This is a genomic window from Staphylococcus sp. ZWU0021, assembly GCF_000798895.1.
In the GTDB taxonomy this organism is placed as follows: domain Bacteria; phylum Bacillota; class Bacilli; order Staphylococcales; family Staphylococcaceae; genus Staphylococcus; species Staphylococcus saprophyticus.
In genome coordinates, this window is the sequence record NZ_JTLN01000003.1 from 30135 (window position 1) to 53051 (window position 22917).

Here is a 22917-nt window from a genome sequence, read left to right on the forward strand (position 1 = left end):
AGATAAAACCCCGTTATATGGATAACGGGGTTTTCACTTCTCAAAGATATCAGCCTATCTATAGCGCACTTAATCCCAACGTACCGAAGTAGTTGCTGCATTAAGCAACGCAGATAAGCCTCAATATATAATTATGAATTGTTAGCAAGCTAGAATTATTTTAATTCTACTGTAGCGCCAACTTCTTCTAATGCTTCTTTAAGTTTTTCAGCTTCTTCTTTAGGTAAAGCTTCTTTGATTACTTTAGGAGCTCCGTCAACTAATTCTTTAGCATCTTTTAATCCTAAGCCAGTAGCTTCTTTAACAGCTTTAACGACTTTAATTTTAGATGATCCAGCTGAAGTTAATTCAACATCGAAATCAGTTTTTTCAGCTTCAGCGTCTCCGCCTGCTGCTGCGCCTGCTGCTGCTACTGGAGCTGCTGCAGTTACACCAAATTCTTCTTCAATTGCTTTTACTAAGTCGTTTAATTCTAAAACTGACATTTCTTTAATTGCTTCAATGATTTGTTCTTGATTAGCCATTTTTAATATTCCTCCATTAATTTTAATTAGTTTATGCGCAATTATTCAGCGCTTTCTTCTTTTGATTCTTTGTCTTCTCCAACAGCTTTAACTGCATAAGCGAAGTTGCGTACTGGAGCTTGTAATACTGATAAAAGCATAGAAACAAGACCGTCGTGTGATGGTAATGTACCAACAGTGTTAACTTCTTCAGCAGAAATAACATTGCCTTCCATAACACCTGTTTTAATTTCTAATGCTTGATGTTCTTTTGCAAATCCTGCGATAACTTTTGCTGGAGCAACAACATCTTCTGTTGAAGTAGCAACTGCAGTAGGACCTACTAAGAATTCATCTAAACCGTCAATACCAGCTTGTTGAGCTGCACGACGAACCATAGTGTTTTTCAATACTTTGTATTCAACACCAGCTTCACGTAATTGTGAACGTAATTCAGTTACTTCAGCAACGCTTAGACCACGATAGTCAACGATAACTGTAGATACTGAGTTTTTAAGTTGTTCAGCAATAATATCAACTTCTTGTTTTTTTGCATCGATGATTGCAGACATTTAGACACCTCCATAGATTTTAGTTTGGTGCTTTTAATTTTGAAGTTCTGTGGATTGACGTTCGTCAGTTCCTCAGATTACCCAATAAAAAAAACACTTTCTACCCACGGCAAAAAGTGCTTGAAAGATCTAAAATCTTCACGTTCAAGTCAATTTTAGCCTCGGTAGGATCAAATTTTAAGTTATTACTAACTCCTACTGTCTTAGGTAAAATAATACATTAACCAATATAACTAAATTAATGTACAATGTCAATATTTTTTAAAGACTGAAAGTAAACCTTTCAGCCTTTTTCATTTATTTATAGATTATAGTTTGAAGCTTGAAGTATCAACTTTAACTCCAGGACCCATTGTTGTAGTTACAGCAACAGATTTGAAGTACGTACCTTTAGCTGAAGCAGGTTTTGCTTTAGTTAATACGTCTTGTAAAGTTTTGAAGTTTTCAACAAGTTTGTCAGTATCAAATGATGTTTTACCAATTGATGCATGAACAATACCTGATTTCTCAGCACGGTATTCTACTTTACCAGCTTTGATTTCTTCAACAGCTTTTTTAACGTCCATAGTTACTGTTCCAGTTTTAGGGTTAGGCATTAAACCTTTAGGTCCTAATACGCGACCAAGTTTACCAACTTCGCCCATCATGTCTGGTGTAGCTACTACTACGTCAAAGTCAAACCAACCTTGTTGGATTTTTTCTACATATTCGCCTTCGCCAACGAAATCAGCACCTGCTGCTTCAGCTTCTGCTGCTTTGTCTCCTTTTGCGAACACTAATACACGTTGTGATTTACCAGTACCGTTTGGAAGCACTACTGCTCCACGGATTTGTTGATCATTTTTACGAGTATCAATACCTAAACGGAATGCTACTTCAACTGATGCATCAAAGTTAGCGATGTTTGTTTCTTTAGCTAGTTCAACAGCTTCTTCAACATTATAATGTTTTAAGCGATCGATTTTGCTAGCTGCTTCTTGATATCTTTTGCTTTTTTTAGCCATTTCATGTTCCTCCTTTAGTGGTTTTAGCGGAATTTCCTCCCACATTTACTTGCTTTCACAAGTTAAGAGCAGATAACAGTGAGGTCAAAATTGTATTTTATCTTAGGAATTAACATTCCTTAATAAATGACATTTCTCCTCATATTACGACAATATTGAACGCTGTCATCATGTTTGTCATTTCTGTCATCTGCTTCTATCGTCAATCTATGTTTTCATTACTAATTTATATTATTGAACTGTGATACCCATACTACGAGCAGTACCTTCGATAATACGCATAGCTGCTTCTTCGTCTGCAGCATTTAAATCTTGCATTTTTTGGTTTGCAATTTCACGTACTTGATCTTTAGTTACTGTAGCAACTTTTGTTTTGTTAGGTTCGCCTGAACCTTTTTCAACGCCTGCTGCTTTTTTAAGTAGTACTGGCGCCGGTGGAGTTTTTGTAATAAATGTAAATGAACGGTCTTCATAAACACTGATTTCTACCGGAATAATTAAACCTGCGTCTTCTTGTGTACGTGCGTTGAATTCCTTACAGAATCCCATAATATTCACACCTGCTTGACCTAATGCTGGACCAACTGGTGGTGCTGGATTTGCTTTACCTGCAGGAATTTGTAATTTAACAACTTTTTCTACTTTTTTAGCCACGATGTGCACCTCCTTGATATCGTGATGTGGTCACAGGACTCAGTTTTGTCCTCCCACTCTTCTACATTTCGTGACGAAATGAACGCTCTATGAGCGCGACCACAGTATTATAACATTAACCCATTACATAAAGCAATGGTAATTTGTAAAATTTTGGGAACGGAATATAAATCTAATATCACTACAATAATGCCCGTATCCCACATGAGCAAGATGACTAGTGTTAATGAGCCCTAATTTTAAAGGCTTTTTAATCTAGCCAACAACTGCCTCCTTAACTATTAGCAAAGACCAAAAATGCTATAGCTTTTAGCTTCTGTTAATACGTGAGGCCAAACTCATCTTTTTCTTCTAATTTATTTCAGTAATCAGCTGTACTTAATGTATATAAAATCATACTTCTAACTTTTGCAAGTTGCGTATGACCTCTATCAGTATCAACGTCCTGATATGCCTTACAGTTTTTCAACTTGATCAAATTCTACTTCTACTGGTGTTTCTCTACCAAACATGTCTACAAGAACAGTAAGTTTGAATTTATCCACTTCAATTTCTTGAACTTCACCAACTTGATTTGCAAATGGGCCTGATTTAATTCTTACTTGTTCACCTAAGTCAATTTGAACATCGATTGTTTTTTCTTTCATGCCCATTTGTTTAAGGATGAAGCGTGCTTCTTCAGGAAGTAATGGATTTGGCTTTGATCCAGCACCAGCTGAACCAACAAATCCTGTTACACCAGGTGTATTTCTTACGATATACCATGATTCGTCAGTCATTACTAACTCGACTAGCACGTATCCTGGGAATGTTTTTTTAGTTAATGTTTTGGCTTTGCCATCTTTAACTTGTGTTTCTTCTTCTTCTGGTATAACAACTCTGAATATTTGTTCAGTCATATTCATAGATTCAACACGTTTTTCTAAATTCTTTTTCACTTTATTCTCATAACCAGAATAAGTATGCACAGCATACCAACGCTTTGCGCCAACTTCTTCAGACATGTCGTCACTCCTATCTATTTAATTAACTCTATAATTCTACCAATTCCTAAGTCTAAGGCATAGAAGAATACTAAGAAAAATACTACTGTAGCTACAACAATGACTGTGTATTTAAATAATTCTTCTTTCGTTGGCCAACTTGTCTTTTCCATTTCTGACTTTACGCCTTGGAAGAAATTCTCTTTTTTAGCCATTTATAAGACCTCCGTATATTTCGTTATTCCTTATTTGCTTATTCCATGCAACAAATCAAGCAAATACAATACTCTCAACTTAAATGGAAGGGCATATTCACTCAATTGTAAATTTAATATGTCGTTTGTTATTTCGATTCTTTATGCAACGTATGTGCATTACATCTCGGACAATATTTCTTCAATTCCAGTCTAGATGCAAGATTACTCTGTTTGGGAACGTTATAATTTCGATTACCACACACTTCACAATTCAATGGTACTTTTTTCATTCGTCTTCCCCTTACTCATTATAATACCAATCTACTATACATAATTTCTAAGTCAATTGTCAATCGGCAATAGCGTCTTTGTACGTGATATGCTATATATTCAGACCGTTACAATTAAATAAAACACGCACTATTTCTCATTTTCTAAATAGCGTCTTAATTTCATTTTACAACGATGTATCGCATTGTAAACCACTTTGATTTGTATATTTAGTGTTTCAGCAATTTCTTTCGGCTTAAAGTCATTTAGTAAACAGATTACGATACTTTTTTCTAAGACCGTCAGTTTCATTAATCCCTGTTGTAATTGACTTCCTATCTCTAAAGCTAATATATGTTTATCAAGTGGGTGTTCTGTTTTACTATTTTGATAATTGACTATAAATTCATTGACCAGCATTTCTTGTCGTTGGTTGCCATAGCATTTTTTACGGATATAATCATTTTTTACATTTTTAATCACACGATTTACATAATGCTCAATAGGTGTGTCATCAGTGAAATCAAATTTTTTAAATGCACAGTATAATCTTACGAGCACATCTTGACACAAATCTTCTTGGTCGTTTGGATGTATAGCAAAATGATATAAACGTCTACGAATCATTGGGCTTAAGACTTTAAAAATTTCAGGCACATCGATTGGTTTGGTTCTCTTTTCTCCATTAATTAAAGTGTTAGTTGGAATGCGGTTATTTCTTGTCATTACTGTTATCCTTTCCTTGAAGTAAAGAAAGATTACAGCAGTTGGACTGAAAAAATCAAACTCCGCTATAATAATTAATGATTGTCGCCGCGTCTTAATTTTTCAAATTCTTCAAGAATTTCATTTGAAAGTTCGATACGCGTTCTGGGTTTCTGTTCATTAAATCCATCTAGCTTTTTCGATACAGAAATTTCATTTTCTCTTAAATCTCTCCACATTTCTCTTGAAGACACACGATATGCACCTGCACCAAAAATAGCATGTTGCTCACTCATATCGCTCGTAACCACTGTAATATGTCTTGTATGTTTGTCATATAAGTCATATACATAACGTTCAATGTAGCTATCTGCAGTTTCTTTTTCTTTTGTAAAAATCGTTTTAACACCATGATACATATATTCTGTAGGCGCTCCGGATTGTTCATAAGCATCGAATACGCAGACAACTTCATCCGCAATGACTGCGTTATAGTTCGCTATAGCAATGAGCAATTGTTCACGTGCTTCTTCAAGGTTATCTTGTGCAATACGACTTAATTCCTGCGATTGTCCAATCATATTATATCCATCAATGATTAAATAACGATCTTTCATGCTTTATCTCCGATATAATTACGTTTGCGGAAAACTTCATACATCATTAAACTTGCTGCTACTGATGCATTTAGACTGTTAACATGACCTACCATTGGAATATTGATATAGAAATCGCATTTTTCTTTAACTAAACGGCTCATACCTTGACCTTCACTACCTATGACAATACCTAGTGGCATGCCAGCATCCATTTCTCTATAGTCCGTTGAATTTTCAGCTTCAGTACCAACAATCCAATAGCCGTTATCCTTTAGCGTTTCAATCGTGTTAGCCAAATTAGTCACCCTCATTACTGGTATATGCTGAATAGCGCCCGTCGATGCTTTGGCAACCGTTTGTGTTAAAGCAACTGAACGTCTCTTAGGAATTATGACACCATCAACACCTGAAGCATCTGCGGTTCTTAAGATTGATCCTAGGTTATGTGGGTCTTCTAAACCATCTAAAATTAATACTGTCGATAATTTATCTTGTGCTTTTTGTTGCGCAACAAATGCATCAAAGTCCGCATATTCATATGGAGCAATGTAAGCAGCAACACCCTGGTGAGGTGAATCTGACAATCCATCTATTTTAGATTTCGGTACAGATTGAACTATAATTTTATTACTATTCGCTAATTTTAAAATTTCGTTGATTTGGCCTTTTTTGATAGTATCTTGAATCAGAATTTTATTAATAGTATGTCCTGAGACAATAGCTTCTTTTACTGCATGTCGACCAACAATTACGATCTCTTCCATAGTATCACTACCTTTCGTCTACGATTTGTACAATTTGTTCTAATAGTGCCGCTAAACGTGCATCTTCTTTTTCTAAATATAAATAACCAATGATTGCCTCTAACCCAGAACTTTTTCTATATGTTTGAATATCTGTATTTTTTGCTTTGGTATAACTTTTAGCGTTTCTACCTCGACGCACGATATCTAATTCTTCTTCTGAAAACCATTCATTTTCCATTAATGACTCTAGCGTCAGCGCTTGACTCTTAGCTGAAACGTAGCGTTTAGCTTCTTGATGTAAACGATTAGGCTTTGCTTTTAATTTTAAAACGATATATGCTCTCACGTGTTGATCTAAGACAGCGTCACCCATGTAAGCAAGTGTCAACGGATTTAATAATTTATTATTCATATTAGCCACGTTTAAATCTCACACCTTGAGGCGTGTCTTCTAATATAATATTTTGTTCTTTTAGTTGATCACGTATTTCATCTGCTCGAGCGAAATCTTTATCTTTTCTTGCATTGTTTCTTTCTTCAATCAGCGCTTCGACTTCTTCATCTAGTAGTTCATCACTATCTTTGCCTTTCAAAGGCACTCCTAGTACATCACTAAAGATTTGATAAACTTCTTTAAAACGTCCAAGTACTTTCGTAGACGTTGTGTTTTCTAGCACGTATTTATTTGCTAATTTAGCCAAATCATACCAAGCAGTAATAGCATTCGCTGTATTAAAATCATCATTCATAACGGTTTCAAATTGCTCTAAAATTTTATCTATTTCAGCAATATAATCACTTTGCGCTTCAATATCTGTAGCAATTGCTTCACGTTCTTCAATCGCTTGATAGCTGTTACGTACACGTTCCAAACCGCTTTTAGCCGCTTCGACAAGTTCCATATTATAATTAATAGGACTTCTATAATGTACACTAATCATGAAAAAGCGTAATACATCTGGATCAATTTGTTTGATGATGTCGTGTACTAAAACAAAGTTGCCTAATGATTTACTCATTTTTTCATTATCTATATTGATGAAACCATTATGCATCCAATAGTTCGCAAACGGCGCGTGGTTATGTGCCTCTGATTGCGCAATTTCATTTTCATGGTGTGGGAACTGTAAATCTGTACCACCCGCATGAATATCAATTGTGGCACCCAATTCATGATAAGCCATTACTGAACATTCAATATGCCAGCCAGGTCTACCTTCACCAAATGGGCTTTCCCAACTGATTTCACCTGGTTTAGCTTGCTTCCATAACGTAAAATCTAATGCATCTTCCTTCTGTTCACCCTGTTCAATACGTGCGCCTACTTTTAAATCATTTAAAGATTGATGGCTTAATTTACCATAATCTTGGAATTTTCGTGTTCTAAAATAAACATCGCCGCCACTTTCATAGGCATAGCCTTCATCAACGAGGTCTTTTATAAAGTTAATGATGTCATCCATATGATTCATAACACGTGGATTAGACGTTGCTTTTTTTACATTTAACGCACCTACATCTTCGTAGAATGCATCAATGTAGCGATCAGCAATCGTTTCAACTGATTCGTCCAATTCTTTTGAGCGTTTAATTAATTTGTCATCTACATCTGTAAAATTTGAAACAAATACGACTTCATAGCCTTGATATTCAAAATATCTTCTTACTACATCGTAATTGATAGCTGGTCGTGCATTTCCGATATGAATATAATTATATACAGTTGGTCCACAAACATACATTTTAACTTTACCAGGTTCAATTGGTTCAAACGTCTCTTTTTGACGCGTTAATGTATTATATAATGTAATCATCTTGTATCTCTCCATTTCTTGTTTTCTCAAGTTGTTTTTCAAGTTCTTTTAATTGCTCGTAGATTGGGTCAGGTAAATTACGGTGATCAAATGTTTTGCCAATACGTCTGCCGTCTTGTTTTACAATGTGTCCTGGAATACCAACTACAGTTGAATAACTAGGTACACTATTAAGTACGACTGAGTTCGCACCGATATTCACATTTGAATTAATTGTAATATTACCAAGTACTTTTGCTCCCGCAGCAATAAGTACATTATCCCCTATATCTGGATGGCGTTTTCCTTTTTCTTTACCCGTACCGCCTAATGTAACGCCTTGATAAATCGTTACATTATCTCCAATTCGACAAGTTTCTCCAATCACTACGCCCATACCATGATCAATGAATAAACGTCTACCGATTTGGGCGCCTGGGTGAATTTCAATACCTGTAAAAAAGCGTGTAATTTGTGAAATTAATCTCGCTAAGACATATTTTTTCTTTTTATATAGTTCATGTGCAATCAAATGACTCCAGACCGCGTGCACGCCTGCATATGAAGTAACAACTTCTAAAGTTGTACGTGCTGCAGGATCTTGTTCAAACACCATATTTACATCGTCTTTTATTCTTTTCAACATCTTAAACAAGGTTGCTACCTCCTTATAAAAAAGCACCCCTAACTTTATTGTTAGAGGTGCTTTTGCACGGTTCCACTCTCATTTTATATAAGCAATTGCCTAAATCAAACTTTGTACTGATTGATATCAAGTCTATTCCTTATAATTCTCATTTAAGTTATTCACTTTATTTGCACAAAGGTGCATTCTGTAATTTAAGTGATGTGCTCACAGCTACCGCACACTCTCTTGACACCGTCCATCACATACTAATCCTTTGTTGATTTCAATGTTAATCATAGGTTGTTTATTGTAATTTTTCAAGTGTTATCTATTTAACACAACCTTTACAATATTCAACGCTTATTTATACATATTTTTTCAAACGTGATAATACTTTATCTTTACCTAATACTTCAATTGTATTTGGTAATTCTGGGCCATGCATTTGACCAGTAACAGCAACACGGATAGGCATAAATAATTGTTTACCTTTGATACCCGTTTCTTTTTGAACTTCTTTAATCGTTTTTTTAATTTCAGCAGCTTCAAATGGTTCAAGTGCTTCTAATTTACTATATAAATGGTTCATCAATTCTGGTACTTGCTCACCTGCAATAACTTCTTGCTCATCGTCACCTAATGTTTGTTCATCACGGAAGAATAATTCCGATAACGGTACAATTTCTCCAGCATAGCTCATTTCTTTTTGATAAAGTGAAACAAGTTTACGTCCCCAATCTAGGTCCGCTTCACTTGGATTTTCCGGTAACAATTCACCTTTAATTAAGTGAGGTAAAGCTAATTCAAATACTGTTTCAGTATCTTTTTGTTTCATATATTGATTATTAACCCATGCAAGTTTCTGTTTATCGAAAAATGCTGGCGATTTAGATAGGCGTTTTTCATCAAAGATTTTAATAAAGTCTTCTTTAGAATAAATTTCATCTTCGCCTTCTGGTGACCAACCTAACAATGTAATAAAGTTAAATAATGCTTCAGGTAAATATCCTAAATCACGATATTGCTCGATAAACTGTAGGATTTGACCGTCACGTTTACTTAATTTTTTACGTTCTTCGTTTACGATAAGTGACATATGTGCAAATCTTGGTGCTTCCCAACCAAATGTTTCATAAATCATTAATTGTTTTGGTGTGTTTGAAATATGGTCATCACCACGAATAACATCTGAAATTTCCATGTAATGGTCATCGATAGCTACCGCAAAGTTATACGTTGGGATACCATCTTTTTTAACAATGACCCAGTCACCCATGTTATTTGAATCAAATGAAATTTCACCTTTAACCATATCATCAAATGAATATGTCGTATCTTTAGGTACACGGAAACGAATTGAAGGTTTGCGACCTTCCGCTTCAAATTGTTGACGTTCTTCTTCAGTTAAATGTGCATGTTTACCACCATAACGCGGCATTTCACCACGTTCAATTTGCTGTTGACGCTCTTCTTCTAATTCGTCTTCAGTCATATAACATTTGTAAGCTTTGTCTTCATCCAATAATTGTTGAATCAGCGGATTATAAATTTCTGCACGTTCAGACTGACGATACGGTCCATAACCTTTATCTTTATCAACAGATTCATCCCATTCGATACCTAACCATTTTAAGTTATCAAATTGCGATGATTCTCCATCAACTAAATTACGCTTACTATCCGTATCTTCAATACGAATTACAAAATCACCATCATAATGTTTAGCAAATAAATAGTTAAATAATGCAGTTCTTGCATTACCGATATGCAAATATCCAGTTGGACTTGGTGCGTATCTCACTCTTACACGATCACTCATTATGTTCACTCCCGTTTTATCATATTAATTATTTTCAACATACGTTATTAATGTAAAATGCGTTTCACAAACGCAATAAATAAGCCGAACGCATATCTTTTATCTACTTATCATTTATAAAAAAATACCGCTCAACCATTAATAAGTTTATTATTTATCGCTTATTAATCATACCATAGCTTATTATTTTTTAAAGTATCTCTTACCAAAGTCTGCTCCAAGCATCACACAATAATTAATTATGTGACATTCCTTTTTAGAAATACAATTTCGCTATCTATTGTAGCACTTTAACCGCTAATATGATATTGCTGTGCTTAAATTAACCATGACTTTGTCTATATTTTTAAATATAAAAAAGGCTCCACACGAAACTGTAACAACATTTGCTACAGTTTCACATGAAACCCTACGTTTTAATTTAATTTTTTCGCAAAAATAATTCTACCCGATGAAGTTTGTAATAAGCTAATCACTTCTAAATCGATATGTTCGCCAATGTGTTTTTTAGCGTTATCCACAACAACCATCGTTCCATCGTCTAAATAACCAACTGCTTGCCCAGACTCTTTACCCATTTTTGTAAGTAATAGACTGAATCGGTCACCTTGATGTACAGAGGGCTTGATTGCTTCAGATAAATCATTCACATTAAGTGCTTGGATTCCTTGCACATGACATACTTTATTTAAATTAAAATCTGTCGTTATAATGTGCGCTCTATAATGTTGCGCTAATTTAATTAACTTTGCATCAATATCGCTATGCGTTTTCGTCGGATGAATAATTCTAGTCGGATGATTTGTATCATATAAAGAGTTTAATATATCTAAACCACGTTGACCTTTCTCACGTTTCACACTATCATTGGCGTCCGCAACGACTTGAAGTTCGTTGATTACACCTTGAGGAATTAATATTTCACCATCAATAAATCCACATTCAATAATGTCTAAAATTCGGCCATCTATAATTGCACTTGTATCTATAATCTTTGGCACTGCGTTTCGTGCATTGATAGACATAGAACGCGCCATATTTTCTGGTAAAAATAGCAACATTTCGTCACGTTTTCGCAAACCAAATTGGAAGCCGAAATAACCTAAAATAATTGTAATAATGATTGGTACAAAATGATTGATGATGTTGTTGCCGATAATTTGGAATATAAAAGATATCATAACTGAAATCAGTAAGCCTATCATTAGTCCAATTGTAGCAAATAAAATTTCTACTGCGCTTTGACGCATAATTGTACGTTCTAATTCTTTTAAAGCAAGTGTTGCTTTTTTAATAAACCAACCAAATATTAAAAAGAAAATTATAATACCTAGTAGTCCATTAAAATACGTATTAGTTAATAATGATATATTACCTAGCCCTATATCATCAAAGATTTCTGGCAAAAGGTATACACCTATACTTGCACCTAAAATGATATAGCACAAGATAACAATAAGTCTTATCATGTTCACAAGTTAACGCTCCTTTCTTCCGACAATTATTCAACCTTATATTATTAAAGCATAATTATTTTTAATGTTTTGTTAATGCGTATTTTAAAGCTTCATGAACACTTTTAACCCCAATTACTTTTATACCTTCAGGAAATTGCCATCCCCCAATATTGGACTCAGGGATAATCACACGTTTGAACCCTAATTTTTCAGCTTCTTGGACACGTTGTTCTATTCGAGAAACACGTCTGACTTCTCCAGTAAGACCTACCTCACCGATGAAACAGTCCAAGCCGTCCACCGTTAAATCTTTAAAGCTTGAAGCCGTCGCAATAATGATACCTAAATCTACTGCTGGCTCAGTAAGTCTCACACCACCCGCAACTTTGATATAAGCATCTTGCTGCTGAAGGAGATAATTTTCTTTCTTTTCTAATACGGCCATGAGCAAACTCAATCGATTATGATCTATGCCCGTTGCCATACGTCTCGGATTATTAAAAGTTGTCGGTGTCACTAATGCTTGTACTTCAATCAATAAAGGTCTCGTACCTTCCATGGTAGAAACAATCGTGGAACCTGGTACATTGGCTGAACGTTCTTCAAGAAACATTTCCGAAGGGTTTTTAACGCCTTTCAAACCTGTTTGCTTCATCTCAAAGATACCCATTTCATTTGTAGAACCAAAACGGTTTTTCACAGCTCTTAAAATACGATATGCGTGGTGTTCATCACCTTCGAAGTAAAGCACTGTGTCCACCATATGTTCAAGTAAACGCGGCCCAGCGATTTGACCTTCTTTTGTTACATGTCCGACAATAAACGTCGCAATATTCATCTGTTTAGCTATATTCATTAAGCTCTGCGTACTTTCTCTAACTTGTGACACCGAGCCTGGTGCCGAGCTGATTTCAGGGTGGAATATTGTTTGTATAGAATCCACAACAAGTAAATCTGGTTTAATTTGTTTAACCGTTTCATGGATTACTTCTAAATCTGTTTCGGCAAATACATTTAATTCACTAGAATCTTCATCTAATCTTTCCGCTCTTAATTTCGTTTGACTCAATGATTCTTCACCAGTGATATATAATACGTTTTTAGATTGGGATAATGATGCACAAATTTGTAATAGTAATGTCGATTTCCCAATACCAGGATCACCACCAATTAAGACAAGTGAACCATTAACAATACCTCCACCTAGTACGCGGTTAAATTCGTTTGAATTTGTTTTAACCCTAGGTGTTGTTTCATGTTTAATTTCATTTAATTTTTGTACTTTAGATACATTGTCTCGACTGCGTACGCCATGTTTTGGACTGGCTGCCTTTTGTTCGACAATTTCTTCCATTTGATTCCAACCACCACAGTTTGGGCATTTCCCCATCCATTTCGGTGACTGATAACCACATGCCATACATTCAAAAATCACTTTCTTTTTAGCCAAAACAGCACCTCCACCTTTCATTGAACAAATCTATTTTAAACCTCTGACTATTTAAAAACAAATTTTATTCTCAGCAATAATAATTCTCTCAATTAATATATATATTTCTTAAATTAAAATTATGTATCATTTCAACGTTTCTCATATTGATATAAGCTATTTTTATAAAATACCACGTCTAACGTTTAAGTACCAATCATATTATAGCTTGAATTTACAAATAATAGTATGAATGCATCATGTTATAAGTTAGTTTCCAATGATAATTTGATAATTTAACCCTTTATACAGAAAAAGAACCTAGGACATGCGATGATGTCCTAGGTCCTAACATTAACTTTATTGATATTATGATTCAGATGTTTCTTTATCTTTAGCTGAATCTTGTCTTTCCGTAATATCATATTTGAATTCTTTACCATCGTGATCAATTTTAACTTCTTTACCTTCAATTTGGTTACCGTCTAAAATCAATTCACTCAAGTTATCTTCAACTGTTTTTTGAATAGCGCGAATAAGTGGTCTTGCGCCATACTCTGGATCGTAACCTTCTTCGGCAATTTTCTCTTTAGCCGCTTCTGTAACCGATATATTAATATCTTGTTCAGAAAGTCGATTAGTAAGTTTGTTAACCATCATTGTCACAATTTGTTTCAACTCATCTTTAGAAAGTTTGTGGAATACAATGATATCATCAACACGGTTTAAGAACTCTGGACGGAAAGCATTTTTCAATTCTTTCATCATTGTCTTGCGAATTGATTCATAATCTTGACCTTCTGTAGCGCCACCAAAACCAGCAAAACGTTGATCTTGTAATTCTTGCGCGCCAACATTTGATGTCATAATAATTACCGTATTACGGAAGTCAACACGACGACCTTTGGTATCTGTTAGATGACCATCGTCTAACACTTGTAGCAAGATGTTAAATACATCTGGATGTGCTTTTTCGATTTCATCAAATAAAATAACAGAATAAGGTTTACGTCTTACTTTTTCAGTTAATTGTCCACCATCGTCATGTCCTACATAGCCTGGAGGAGCACCAACTAAACGGCTGACAGCATGTTTTTCCATGAACTCACTCATGTCAACGCGGATCATAGCATCGTCTTCACCGAACATAGACTCCGCTAACGCACGCGCTAGCTCAGTCTTACCTACACCCGTAGGTCCTAAGAAAATAAAGCTACCGATTGGACGTTTAGGATCTTTCAATCCAGCTCTTGCACGTCTCACTGCTTTACTAATGGATGTCACTGCGTCTTTTTGTCCAATCACTCTATTGTGTAGTGTATCTTCTAAGTTAAGCAGACGATCTGATTCTGTTTCATTAATCTTAGTCAATGGAATACCTGTCCAACCAGCGATGACTTCACCGATATCTTCTTCAGATAATGATGTGTTATCACCGTTTTGAGTATTCTTCCAATTCGTATTAGCTTCTTCATATTGTTTTTCTAATTTAGTTTGTTTATCACGAAGATTTGCCGCATTTTCGAATTCTTGAGCATGTACTGCAGCATCTTTTTCATTTTTGACTTGTTCAATTTGTTGTTCAATTTCTTTTAAGTTTGGTGGTGTTGTATGACTTTTCAGTCTTACTTTTGAACTAGCTTCATCAATTAAATCAATCGCTTTATCTGGTAAGAAACGGTCTGAAACATAGCGATGACTCAATTTAGCAGCTGATACCAATGCTTCATCAGAAATATTGATACGGTGATGTGCTTCATAGCGATCACGTAAACCTTTTAAGATTTCAATAGTGTCTTCTACTGTAGGTTCATCTACTTGAACAGGTTGGAAACGACGTTCAAGTGCTGCATCTTTTTCAATATTTTTACGATATTCATCCAATGTTGTCGCACCGATACATTGTAGCTCGCCACGTGCTAAGGCTGGTTTAAGAATATTTGAAGCATCAATCGCACCTTCTGCGCCACCAGCACCAACTAGTGTGTGTAATTCATCAATGAATAATATCACATTACCTGCTTGGTGTATTTCTTCCATAACTTTTTTCAAACGTTCTTCAAATTCACCACGATATTTCGTTCCAGCCACTACTGTTCCCATATCTAATGACATTACACGTTTTCCTTTTAATGTTTCAGGTACTTCATTATTAACAATTGCTTGTGCTAAACCTTCCGCAATTGCTGTTTTACCAACACCCGGTTCACCAATTAATACAGGGTTGTTCTTAGTACGACGACTTAACACTTCAATGACTCTTGTTATTTCTTTATCTCTGCCAATCACTGGATCTAACGTACCGTCTTTAGCGATAACAGTTAAGTCACGTGCAAGACTATCCAATGTTGGTGTGTTATTTGATTTGTTTGCTTGTGCATTTTTGTTGCTCATTTCAGGGCTACCTAACGCTTTAACAACTTGTGCACGTGCTTTTGTTATATTTAAATCTAAGTTTGCAAATACGCGTGCTGCGACACCTTCATTTTCTCTGATTAGACCAAGCAAAATATGCTCTGTTCCAACAAAGTTATGATGTAATTTTCTTGCTTCATCCATTGATAATTCTATAACTTTTTTCGCACGAGGTGTGTAGTGCAATGCACCCATTTGTTCTTGACCATGGCCAATTAATTTTTCTACTTCTTCAACAACTTTTTCTTCAGTAATCTCAAAAGTTTCTAAAACTTTGGCAGCAATACCTTCAGGTTCTTTCATTAAACCTAAAAGTAGATGTTCTGTTCCTATATTTGAATGGTTTAAACGAATTGCTTCTTCTTGAGCATGTGCTAATACACGTTGTGCTCTTTCTGTAAGTCTTCCAAATAGCATAGCGCAACCTCCTAATTTACATGTTCTCTTAATATATCTGCTCTTTTTTCATTAACAGTTCTATCATCTTCATCATCTAATAAAAATGGTGATTGTATCGCAACCATCAGTTCATTAAACTTGAAGTCTTCTAATTCAATGTATTCTAAATCAATACCCAGTTTGACCTCACTTAATCTTAGTGAAGCTTCCTCCATAGATATCAGTCTACTATATTTTAATATACCTAACGAACGATACACTCTATCTAATGTTTCAGTATAGTTATGTCGGTTTAAGCGTTCACGAATCTGCATTTCTTCATTAATAATTTGTTGAACGACTTCTGATAAACTTTCAATGATGTCTTCTTCAGTTTTTCCTAATGTAAGTTGATTTGAAATTTGATAGATATGACCATAAACTTGCGAACCTTCTCCATAAATGCCCCTAATTGTAAAACCGAAACGATTGATTGTTTGTGCAATTCGATTCATTCGTTTCATAATCGTTAGGCCTGGTAAATGCAACATAACACTTGCTCGCATGCCTGTACCAATGTTTGTTGGACAAGTTGTTAAATAGCCTAAAGTTTCATCAAAACTTACATCTAATTCACTGTCTAGTTTATCGTCAATCTCTGAAGCTTTTTCGTATAATGAAGATAAAGATAAATCATTTCCCATCGCTTGAATACGCAAATGGTCTTCTTCATTTACCATAATGCTTAACGATTCATCCTCGTTCAGTAGCACTGCCGATGCAGGTTGTCTGATTAATTCTGGACTAATAAGATGTTTCGCGACAAGTTTATATTTACTTTGCTGATCCATTGCGTCTAATCGTTGGACAGCTAAATCGGGAAGCGCATCTTGTACTTCATTAATAATTCTAAAACCATCTTGTTCAGACGGAAACATGAGTGGGTGCACATGGTTTTCAAGATTTCGTGCTAAACGAATCCTTGATGACATAACGATGGGACTTTCTTCTCTATCTCTCATCCATTCACTCATATATGCACTAATATCATTTTTACTCATCATGTTTCACCTCGCTGTCCTCTTTTAATGCCTTGATTTCATCACGAACAACGGCAGCTTCTTCAAAATTTTGCTCTTCTATCAATTGATTTAGATAAGAAGATTTTTCCTCAATTTGTTTTTTTAAAGCCAATTTTCTATGTGAAGATCTCGGTGTTTTTCCAATGTGCTCAATTTGACCACCTTGTACGCGTCGTACAATATCGACTATGTCATCTTTAAATGTCGCATAGCAGTCTGCACAACCAAATTTACCAACATGTGCAATATCTTTTAATGTCATATGGCAAGTTGGACAGCGTTTCTCTTCTTTAAAAGCAATTTCATCAAAATCGATACCATGTTTAGCAGCTAGATGTTGCAAGATTTGTTTGACTACAAACGCACCTTCGATATCATCTTGGGCTTGGATTTGTTGATTTTGTGTCCAAGGATTACCTCCTTGTGCACACGTGGAACATACCCATTTTTCATTTATACCATCTTGCCCTTTCACTGCCAATTTCACTTCTGCTTCATTCAAATGACAATTTTCGCATAGCACGACGTAACACCTCGCTTTAATAATAATTTATAACATGTAACAATCTTTTAATTATATTTGCTCGAATAATATCTCTAGATAGTATATCCATCTTCAATGTTTCTCTATCTATTACAGCGTATATCATTTTTGCTTCTCGCTCATTAATATATGATTTATCTAACAAACCATCCACAATGTAATATGCCTGTTGCTGTGAAATAGATGGCCCTACTAATTGAAGTAAGTGATTAATGTAACCTGTTTCGTCTCTATTTTCAATTTTAGTGATTCGAATGTAACCACCGCCACCTCTTTTACTTTCAATTTCATAGCCATGTTCATTTGTGAAACGTGTTTTGATTACATAATTAAGCTGAGAAGGCACACAGTCAAAGCGCTGCGCAATATTGGTTCGTCGAATTTCAACAACGTCTTCATTAGTGTCTTCAAATAATTTTTTAATGTATTGTTCTATGATGTCGGACATGTTGTGCATGATTATCACCTCTTTTGACCTTCTTTGACTATATTATATGACCAACTTTGACCTTTTTCAACCAATATGTTTTAAAATTTTTAAATTAAACATGTAAGTGCTATCAATTTTATTGTATTATAGAAGTTAAGAAAATTTAAAAGGGATGAATAACTTATGCATATAATTATCGGTTTAATTGGGATAGTAGTGTTTCTTGCATTAGCGTTTCTATTTAGCTCAGATAGAAAAAACATCCGATGGCAATATATCGGACTATTGTTAGTCATACAACTTGTATTCGCATTTATTTTACTTAAAACGAAATTCGGTATCACAGTCATTGGCGCCATATCAGATGGCTTTAACTATTTATTAGCAAAAGCAGCAGAAGGTGTAAACTTTGTCTTTGGTGGTTTTGAATTTGTAGATCCAAAGAACCCTCCATTCTTCTTTAATGTATTATTACCAATCGTATTTATTTCTGCATTAATTGGTATTTTACAATATACGAAAATCCTACCATGGATTATTAATGTACTTGGTTTAGCCATTTCTAAAATAAATGGTATGGGTCGTTTAGAATCTTACAATGCTGTTGCGGCAGCCATTTTAGGACAATCTGAAGTGTTTATTTCATTAAAGAAAGAATTAGCTCATATACCTAAACAACGCCTTTATACTTTGACGGCTTCAGCGATGTCTACAGTATCAGCTTCCATTATTGGTGCCTATTTCACCTTAATCGAGCCACGTTACGTTGTTACGGCAGTCGTATTGAACTTATTTGGCGGTTTCATTATCGCTTCTATCATTAATCCTTATAAAGTAGATGCCAAAGAGGATAAACTAATCGTTCAAGAAAGTGAAGCAGGGAAGCAATCTTTCTTCGAAATGTTAGGCGAGTATATTTTAGACGGTTTTAAAGTAGCAGTTATTGTAGGAGCAATGTTAATTGGTTACATAGCAATTATCGCGTTACTTAACGGTCTTGTCAGTGCAATATTCACTGGTATTTCTGGAGGTAGCATTACTTGGGACTTCCAAACACTTATCGGTTTCGTATTTGCACCATTTGCCTTCTTAGTTGGTGTTCCTTGGAACGATGCTGTACAAGCTGGTTCTATTATGGCGACAAAATTATTATCTAACGAGTTCGTTGCCATGCAAAGCTTAAGCCAAGTGAAAGATATGAGTGAACATGCGAAAGGTGTTATTTCAGTCTTCGTCGTTTCATTTGCGAACTTCAGTTCAATCGGTATCATCTCAGGCGCTATCAAATCATTGAACAATGAAAAAGGTGACATGGTTGCACGTTTCGGATTAAAACTATTATTCGGTGCAACTTTAGTTTCATTTATTTCAGCAGCTATTGCAGGATTCTTTATCTAATTTAAACATAAAAGCAGTCATGTATATTTAAAATACATGACTGCTTTTTACTATATTTATTTTTAAACTTTTTCAGTAAGTGTCGGTTTGACAATTGCTTCAATAAAATACTGTGTCACTCTATAATCATCTGTCAATTCAGGATGGAATGATACACCTAAATAACGTCCTTCTTGAACGGCAACAATTTTATCACCAACTGTACTAAGTACATCAACATCACCATGTGTCGCTTCAATATGAGGTGCTCTGATAAATACGCCTTCGATATCTTCCGCAATGCCTTTTACATCTAATTCACTTTCAAAACTATCTACTTGTCGTCCAAATGAATTTCTTTGAACTGTGATACCGAGTTTATCTAAGTAGCCATCTTCCCCAGAAATCTGTTTAGCCATTACAATAAGACCTGCACATGTGCCAAACATTGGTAATGTTGATTGCTGTAAGGCTTCTTTGAAACCATATAAATTCATTAATCTACGCAATGTTGTGGATTCTCCACCAGGTAAGATCAGACCATCAATCTCTTCTAATTGTTCAATTCGCTTAATTGCAACGCCTTCGTGACCGCTTAATTCTATGTGATGTATATGCTCTCTGACTGCACCTTGAAGTGCTAATACACCAATTTTCATATTACCAACCACGCTCTTGCATACGTTCTTCTAAAGACAGGTCATTGATATCTAAACCTTTCATCGCTATACCTAGCTCTTTTGCTAAACGACCAATTAATTCATAATCTTGATAATATGTTGTTGCTTGAACAATGGCTTTTGCAAATTTTTCTGGATCTTCAGATTTAAAAATACCTGATCCTACAAACACACCATCTGCGCCTAATTCCATCATTAAAGCGGCATCTTGAGGTGTCGCAACACCACCTGCTGCAAAATTAACTACTGGTAATTTACCATTTTCTTTAATATTTTTTAATACTTCATATGGCGCACCAATATTTTTAGCTTCTGTCATAATCTCATCGTCATTCATAACAGTTAAACGACTTACTTCAGAATTAACTTGTCTCATATGTCTTACTGCTTCCACAATATTACCAGTACCAGGTTCACCTTTCGTACGTAACATCGCTGCACCCTCACCAATACGACGAGCTGCTTCACCTAAATTACGACATCCACAGACAAATGGTACTGTAAATGTATCTTTTCTTAAATGATATTCTTCATCAGCAGGTGTTAATACTTCAGACTCATCGATATAATCTACACCCATAGACTCAAGTACACGTGCCTCCGTAATATGACCGATACGTCCTTTCGCCATGACTGGTATTGAAACAGCATTCATTACTTCCTCTACAATTTTTGGATTAGCCATACGCGCTACGCCACCTGCTGCTCTAATGTCAGATGGTACACGTTCTAACGCCATGACAGCAACCGCTCCTGCTTCTTCCGCAATTTTAGCTTGCTCTGCATTTACAACGTCCATAATGACGCCGCCTTTTTGCATTTCTGCCATGCCTCTTTTAACTCTCTCTGATCCAGTAACTTTAGACATATCTGTATTACCCCTTTACTTAGTTGATTAAATTCATTTTAAGAGATAAACTGGTATTTAAAAAGGTACAATTCCAAAATAATTTAAGGGGTCAGATTTTATGGAAAAACGACATCTATATATAGAATTATATGAAAACTTGAAGCAACAAATTATAGAAGGACAATATCAATCTGGTGATAAATTTCCTTCTAAACGTGCCCTTGGCCAACATTTATCCGTAAGTAATACAACAATCGAGCACGCGTATCAATTTTTATTAGATGAAGGCTATATATATTCCAAACCACGTTCTGGTTATTTCGTTTCAGATATTGAAGCATTACCTATCATTAAAAGAAATCATAGTCAGTTAAATGGACCATCTTTAGACATGACTTCTAACAATCGTCATAATGACCAATCATATCAATATGCTTTTAATCTATCTGAAATTGATGCCGAATACTTTCCCATGCAGCAATTTAGAAAGTATGCACGTGATGTCTTTGAAGATGATCAACTCGGTTTACTACAACACACAAATCCCAAAGGAGAGTGGTCATTGCGTCAAGAAATCGCTCATTACCTTTTTAACAGTCGTGGTGTTACTTGTCATCCAGAGCAAATTATCATTGGTTCCTCAACAGAACAACTTATTAATTTGCTCACAGATATGTTAAGTAAAGAACAGTTTATTATTGAAAACCCAAGTTACCCACCAATCAAACAAGTACTCGATAAGAAGCACATCCCTTATCTTCAGACACCTGTTAATAAAACAGGGATTGACTTAAACTATTTTAGCCAAACCAATAATAATATTGCCTATGTCACACCGTCTCACCAGTTCCCTACAGGCTACGTAATGAATTTAAAAAAAAGAACCCAACTTATAAATTGGGCACATCAAAATGAATATAGATATATTATTGAAGATGACTACGATTCCGAATTTCGTTACTTCGGAAAACCAATACCTGCGTTACAGAGTTTAGATACCAAAGACAAAGTGATCTATATAAGTACATTTTCTAAATCCCTTTTCCCAAGTTGTAGAATAGCTTATTTAGTTTTACCAAAAAAATTGTTAGCACAATATGAACATTTAAAAAACAAAGAAGGTAACACCGTACCTGCACATTTACAAAAAATAGTAGCTAATTTTATGGAATCAGGTAGTTTCGAAAGGCATCTTAACAAAATGAGAAAAGTATATAGCAGAAAACTAAAATTCATTCTAGAAAAACTAAAACCGTATGAAGATCAATTACAAATAGATGGTGCACTTGCTGGCATGCACTTCACTTTAACTGTAAAAAACGGCTATTCAATGGATCAGTGCCTTAAAAACGCTGCAAACAACCAATTGAAAATTCTACCTTTTTATCACTATGATAAAAACCAAACATCTGTGAAATTTATTTTAGGTTTTGGAGGGATACCCTTTTCAAAATTAAATGATCATACCAACGCATTAATAAATAGTCTATGTCTATAATATGATTATTAATTTTTTATTGCTCAAATTTCCCTAACATTTTTTTCACCATTTCGATAAAGTGTTACTTTTCAATTTATTGAAATTAGTAACACTTATGCAAGTGCTTTAGCACTTGTTTATTCGAAATTAACTTGTAGCTCGCTTCGTCTTTTGCTCAGTTCGTCAGCTTCAAACGCTTTCTCATAATAGCTTATTTTAGGTTTTTCAGTTCTTCGAACTGGAAGTTAAGCTTTTTTAACATAAAAAAAGAGACCCGCTTGGGTCTCTGATTGCCTGGCAACGTCCTACTCTTGCGGAACGT

24 protein-coding genes and 1 other annotated feature are annotated in these 22917 nt (G+C 35.0%); of the genes, 2 read left to right on the top strand and 22 right to left on the bottom strand.

Going from position 1 to position 22917, the window contains the following annotated elements; translation table 11 throughout:
• Nucleotides 1–155 precede the first annotated feature (155 nt).
• The 20 genes from rplL to L987_RS00610 all read right to left on the bottom strand — a co-directional run bounded on the left by rplL (nucleotide 156) and on the right by L987_RS00610 (nucleotide 18235).
• Entirely contained in the window at nucleotides 156–524 is a 369-nt protein-coding gene (gene rplL / locus L987_RS00515; protein WP_002484162.1) for a 50S ribosomal protein L7/L12, read from the bottom strand.
• Nucleotides 525–565: 41 nt separating this feature from the next.
• Nucleotides 566–1075, bottom strand: a complete 510-nt coding sequence (gene rplJ / locus L987_RS00520; RefSeq protein ID WP_002484163.1) for a 50S ribosomal protein L10 — start codon at nucleotides 1073–1075, stop codon at nucleotides 566–568.
• Nucleotides 1076–1153: 78 nt separating this feature from the next.
• Nucleotides 1154–1301, bottom strand: a sequence feature (ribosomal protein L10 leader region).
• A gap of 82 nt (nucleotides 1302–1383) precedes the next feature.
• Nucleotides 1384–2079, bottom strand: coding sequence for a 50S ribosomal protein L1 (rplA, locus tag L987_RS00525; protein ID WP_002484164.1), 696 nt, complete (start codon nucleotides 2077–2079; stop codon nucleotides 1384–1386).
• Between the two features lie 231 nt (nucleotides 2080–2310).
• Complete coding sequence (rplK, locus tag L987_RS00530) at nucleotides 2311–2733, bottom strand: 50S ribosomal protein L11 (protein WP_002484165.1); 423 nt, start codon at nucleotides 2731–2733, stop codon at nucleotides 2311–2313.
• Nucleotides 2734–3188: 455 nt separating this feature from the next.
• Nucleotides 3189–3737: a transcription termination/antitermination protein NusG gene (nusG, locus tag L987_RS00535; RefSeq protein ID WP_047502366.1), complete on the bottom strand. Its 549-nt coding sequence runs from the start codon at nucleotides 3735–3737 to the stop codon at nucleotides 3189–3191.
• A 14-nt stretch (nucleotides 3738–3751) separates the two neighbouring features.
• Nucleotides 3752–3931, bottom strand: a complete 180-nt coding sequence (gene secE, locus L987_RS00540; RefSeq protein WP_002484168.1) for a preprotein translocase subunit SecE — start codon at nucleotides 3929–3931, stop codon at nucleotides 3752–3754.
• 128 nt (nucleotides 3932–4059) lie between these two features.
• Entirely contained in the window at nucleotides 4060–4203 is a 144-nt protein-coding gene (rpmG, locus tag L987_RS00545) for a 50S ribosomal protein L33 (protein ID WP_011303843.1), read from the bottom strand.
• 130 nt (nucleotides 4204–4333) lie between these two features.
• Nucleotides 4334–4909, bottom strand: coding sequence for an RNA polymerase sigma factor (locus tag L987_RS00550; protein ID WP_047502384.1), 576 nt, complete (start codon nucleotides 4907–4909; stop codon nucleotides 4334–4336).
• A gap of 74 nt (nucleotides 4910–4983) precedes the next feature.
• Nucleotides 4984–5505 carry an NYN domain-containing protein gene (locus L987_RS00555; RefSeq protein ID WP_011303845.1) on the bottom strand — a complete coding sequence of 174 codons (522 nt, stop codon included), beginning with the start codon at nucleotides 5503–5505 and terminating at the stop codon, nucleotides 4984–4986.
• Nucleotides 5502–6251 carry a 23S rRNA (guanosine(2251)-2'-O)-methyltransferase RlmB gene (rlmB, locus tag L987_RS00560; protein WP_002484171.1) on the bottom strand — a complete coding sequence of 250 codons (750 nt, stop codon included), beginning with the start codon at nucleotides 6249–6251 and terminating at the stop codon, nucleotides 5502–5504. Before rlmB ends, L987_RS00555 begins: the two co-directional genes overlap by 4 nt.
• 7 nt (nucleotides 6252–6258) lie before the next feature.
• Nucleotides 6259–6645: a Mini-ribonuclease 3 gene (locus tag L987_RS00565; RefSeq protein WP_011303846.1), complete on the bottom strand. Its 387-nt coding sequence runs from the start codon at nucleotides 6643–6645 to the stop codon at nucleotides 6259–6261.
• 1 nt (nucleotide 6646) lies between these two features.
• Nucleotides 6647–8047, bottom strand: coding sequence for a cysteine--tRNA ligase (gene cysS, locus L987_RS00570; RefSeq protein ID WP_002484173.1), 1401 nt, complete (start codon nucleotides 8045–8047; stop codon nucleotides 6647–6649).
• Complete coding sequence (gene cysE, locus L987_RS00575; protein ID WP_047502426.1) at nucleotides 8031–8672, bottom strand: serine O-acetyltransferase; 642 nt, start codon at nucleotides 8670–8672, stop codon at nucleotides 8031–8033. Before cysE ends, cysS begins: the two co-directional genes overlap by 17 nt.
• A gap of 346 nt (nucleotides 8673–9018) precedes the next feature.
• Nucleotides 9019–10473: a glutamate--tRNA ligase gene (gene gltX / locus L987_RS00580; RefSeq protein ID WP_047502387.1), complete on the bottom strand. Its 1455-nt coding sequence runs from the start codon at nucleotides 10471–10473 to the stop codon at nucleotides 9019–9021.
• Nucleotides 10474–10889: 416 nt separating this feature from the next.
• Nucleotides 10890–11948 (bottom strand): PIN/TRAM domain-containing protein, encoded by a 1059-nt coding sequence (locus L987_RS00585; RefSeq protein ID WP_047502391.1) that lies wholly within the window; start codon nucleotides 11946–11948, stop codon nucleotides 10890–10892.
• Nucleotides 11949–12009: 61 nt separating this feature from the next.
• Nucleotides 12010–13380, bottom strand: coding sequence for a DNA repair protein RadA (gene radA / locus L987_RS00590; RefSeq protein WP_037539109.1), 1371 nt, complete (start codon nucleotides 13378–13380; stop codon nucleotides 12010–12012).
• Nucleotides 13381–13728: 348 nt separating this feature from the next.
• A complete protein-coding gene (locus L987_RS00595) occupies nucleotides 13729–16191 on the bottom strand; it encodes an ATP-dependent Clp protease ATP-binding subunit (protein WP_011303851.1) in 2463 nt (820 codons plus the stop codon).
• Nucleotides 16192–16202: 11 nt separating this feature from the next.
• On the bottom strand, nucleotides 16203–17213 hold the full coding sequence (locus L987_RS00600) for a protein arginine kinase (protein ID WP_047502406.1): 1011 nt from the start codon (nucleotides 17211–17213) through the stop codon (nucleotides 16203–16205).
• A complete protein-coding gene (locus tag L987_RS00605; protein WP_011303853.1) occupies nucleotides 17206–17757 on the bottom strand; it encodes a UvrB/UvrC motif-containing protein in 552 nt (183 codons plus the stop codon). The genes L987_RS00600 and L987_RS00605 overlap by 8 nt, the downstream gene beginning before the upstream one ends.
• 16 nt (nucleotides 17758–17773) lie before the next feature.
• Nucleotides 17774–18235 carry a CtsR family transcriptional regulator gene (locus L987_RS00610; RefSeq protein WP_047502408.1) on the bottom strand — a complete coding sequence of 154 codons (462 nt, stop codon included), beginning with the start codon at nucleotides 18233–18235 and terminating at the stop codon, nucleotides 17774–17776.
• A 156-nt stretch (nucleotides 18236–18391) separates the two neighbouring features.
• On the opposite strand from L987_RS00610, the gene L987_RS00615 reads away from it, so the two are divergent.
• Entirely contained in the window at nucleotides 18392–19606 is a 1215-nt protein-coding gene (locus L987_RS00615; protein ID WP_047502411.1) for a NupC/NupG family nucleoside CNT transporter, read from the top strand.
• Nucleotides 19607–19668: 62 nt separating this feature from the next.
• Here L987_RS00615 and pdxT read toward each other — a convergent pair whose 3' ends face one another.
• Together pdxT and pdxS are read right to left on the bottom strand one after the other, a co-directional pair.
• The gene (pdxT, locus tag L987_RS00620; protein WP_047502414.1) at nucleotides 19669–20244 is read right to left on the bottom strand and encodes a pyridoxal 5'-phosphate synthase glutaminase subunit PdxT; all 576 of its coding nucleotides are present in this window, start codon (nucleotides 20242–20244) and stop codon (nucleotides 19669–19671) included.
• A 1-nt stretch (nucleotide 20245) separates the two neighbouring features.
• Entirely contained in the window at nucleotides 20246–21133 is an 888-nt protein-coding gene (gene pdxS / locus L987_RS00625; protein WP_047502417.1) for a pyridoxal 5'-phosphate synthase lyase subunit PdxS, read from the bottom strand.
• A gap of 100 nt (nucleotides 21134–21233) precedes the next feature.
• Here pdxS and pdxR point away from each other — a divergent pair, with 100 nt between their 5' ends.
• Nucleotides 21234–22613 carry a MocR-like pyridoxine biosynthesis transcription factor PdxR gene (pdxR, locus tag L987_RS00630; protein ID WP_047502420.1) on the top strand — a complete coding sequence of 460 codons (1380 nt, stop codon included), beginning with the start codon at nucleotides 21234–21236 and terminating at the stop codon, nucleotides 22611–22613.
• Nucleotides 22614–22917 lie beyond the last annotated feature (304 nt).

Coding starts and splice junctions, on each gene's coding strand:
- rplL (WP_002484162.1), bottom strand. CDS start 524: ATGGCTAATCAAGAACAAATCATTGAAGCAATTAAAGAAATGTCAGTT.
- rplJ (WP_002484163.1), bottom strand. CDS start 1,075: ATGTCTGCAATCATCGATGCAAAAAAACAAGAAGTTGATATTATTGCT.
- rplA (WP_002484164.1), bottom strand. CDS start 2,079: ATGGCTAAAAAAAGCAAAAGATATCAAGAAGCAGCTAGCAAAATCGAT.
- nusG (WP_047502366.1), bottom strand. CDS start 3,737: ATGTCTGAAGAAGTTGGCGCAAAGCGTTGGTATGCTGTGCATACTTAT.
- secE (WP_002484168.1), bottom strand. CDS start 3,931: ATGGCTAAAAAAGAGAATTTCTTCCAAGGCGTAAAGTCAGAAATGGAA.
- rpmG (WP_011303843.1), bottom strand. CDS start 4,203: ATGAAAAAAGTACCATTGAATTGTGAAGTGTGTGGTAATCGAAATTAT.
- L987_RS00550 (WP_047502384.1), bottom strand. CDS start 4,909: ATGACAAGAAATAACCGCATTCCAACTAACACTTTAATTAATGGAGAA.
- L987_RS00555 (WP_011303845.1), bottom strand. CDS start 5,505: ATGAAAGATCGTTATTTAATCATTGATGGATATAATATGATTGGACAA.
- rlmB (WP_002484171.1), bottom strand. CDS start 6,251: ATGGAAGAGATCGTAATTGTTGGTCGACATGCAGTAAAAGAAGCTATT.
- L987_RS00565 (WP_011303846.1), bottom strand. CDS start 6,645: ATGAATAATAAATTATTAAATCCGTTGACACTTGCTTACATGGGTGAC.
- cysS (WP_002484173.1), bottom strand. CDS start 8,047: ATGATTACATTATATAATACATTAACGCGTCAAAAAGAGACGTTTGAA.
- cysE (WP_047502426.1), bottom strand. CDS start 8,672: ATGTTGAAAAGAATAAAAGACGATGTAAATATGGTGTTTGAACAAGAT.
- gltX (WP_047502387.1), bottom strand. CDS start 10,473: ATGAGTGATCGTGTAAGAGTGAGATACGCACCAAGTCCAACTGGATAT.
- L987_RS00595 (WP_011303851.1), bottom strand. CDS start 16,191: ATGCTATTTGGAAGACTTACAGAAAGAGCACAACGTGTATTAGCACAT.
- L987_RS00600 (WP_047502406.1), bottom strand. CDS start 17,213: ATGAGTAAAAATGATATTAGTGCATATATGAGTGAATGGATGAGAGAT.
- L987_RS00610 (WP_047502408.1), bottom strand. CDS start 18,235: ATGCACAACATGTCCGACATCATAGAACAATACATTAAAAAATTATTT.
- L987_RS00615 (WP_047502411.1), top strand. CDS start 18,392: ATGCATATAATTATCGGTTTAATTGGGATAGTAGTGTTTCTTGCATTA.
- pdxT (WP_047502414.1), bottom strand. CDS start 20,244: ATGAAAATTGGTGTATTAGCACTTCAAGGTGCAGTCAGAGAGCATATA.
- pdxS (WP_047502417.1), bottom strand. CDS start 21,133: ATGTCTAAAGTTACTGGATCAGAGAGAGTTAAAAGAGGCATGGCAGAA.
- pdxR (WP_047502420.1), top strand. CDS start 21,234: ATGGAAAAACGACATCTATATATAGAATTATATGAAAACTTGAAGCAA.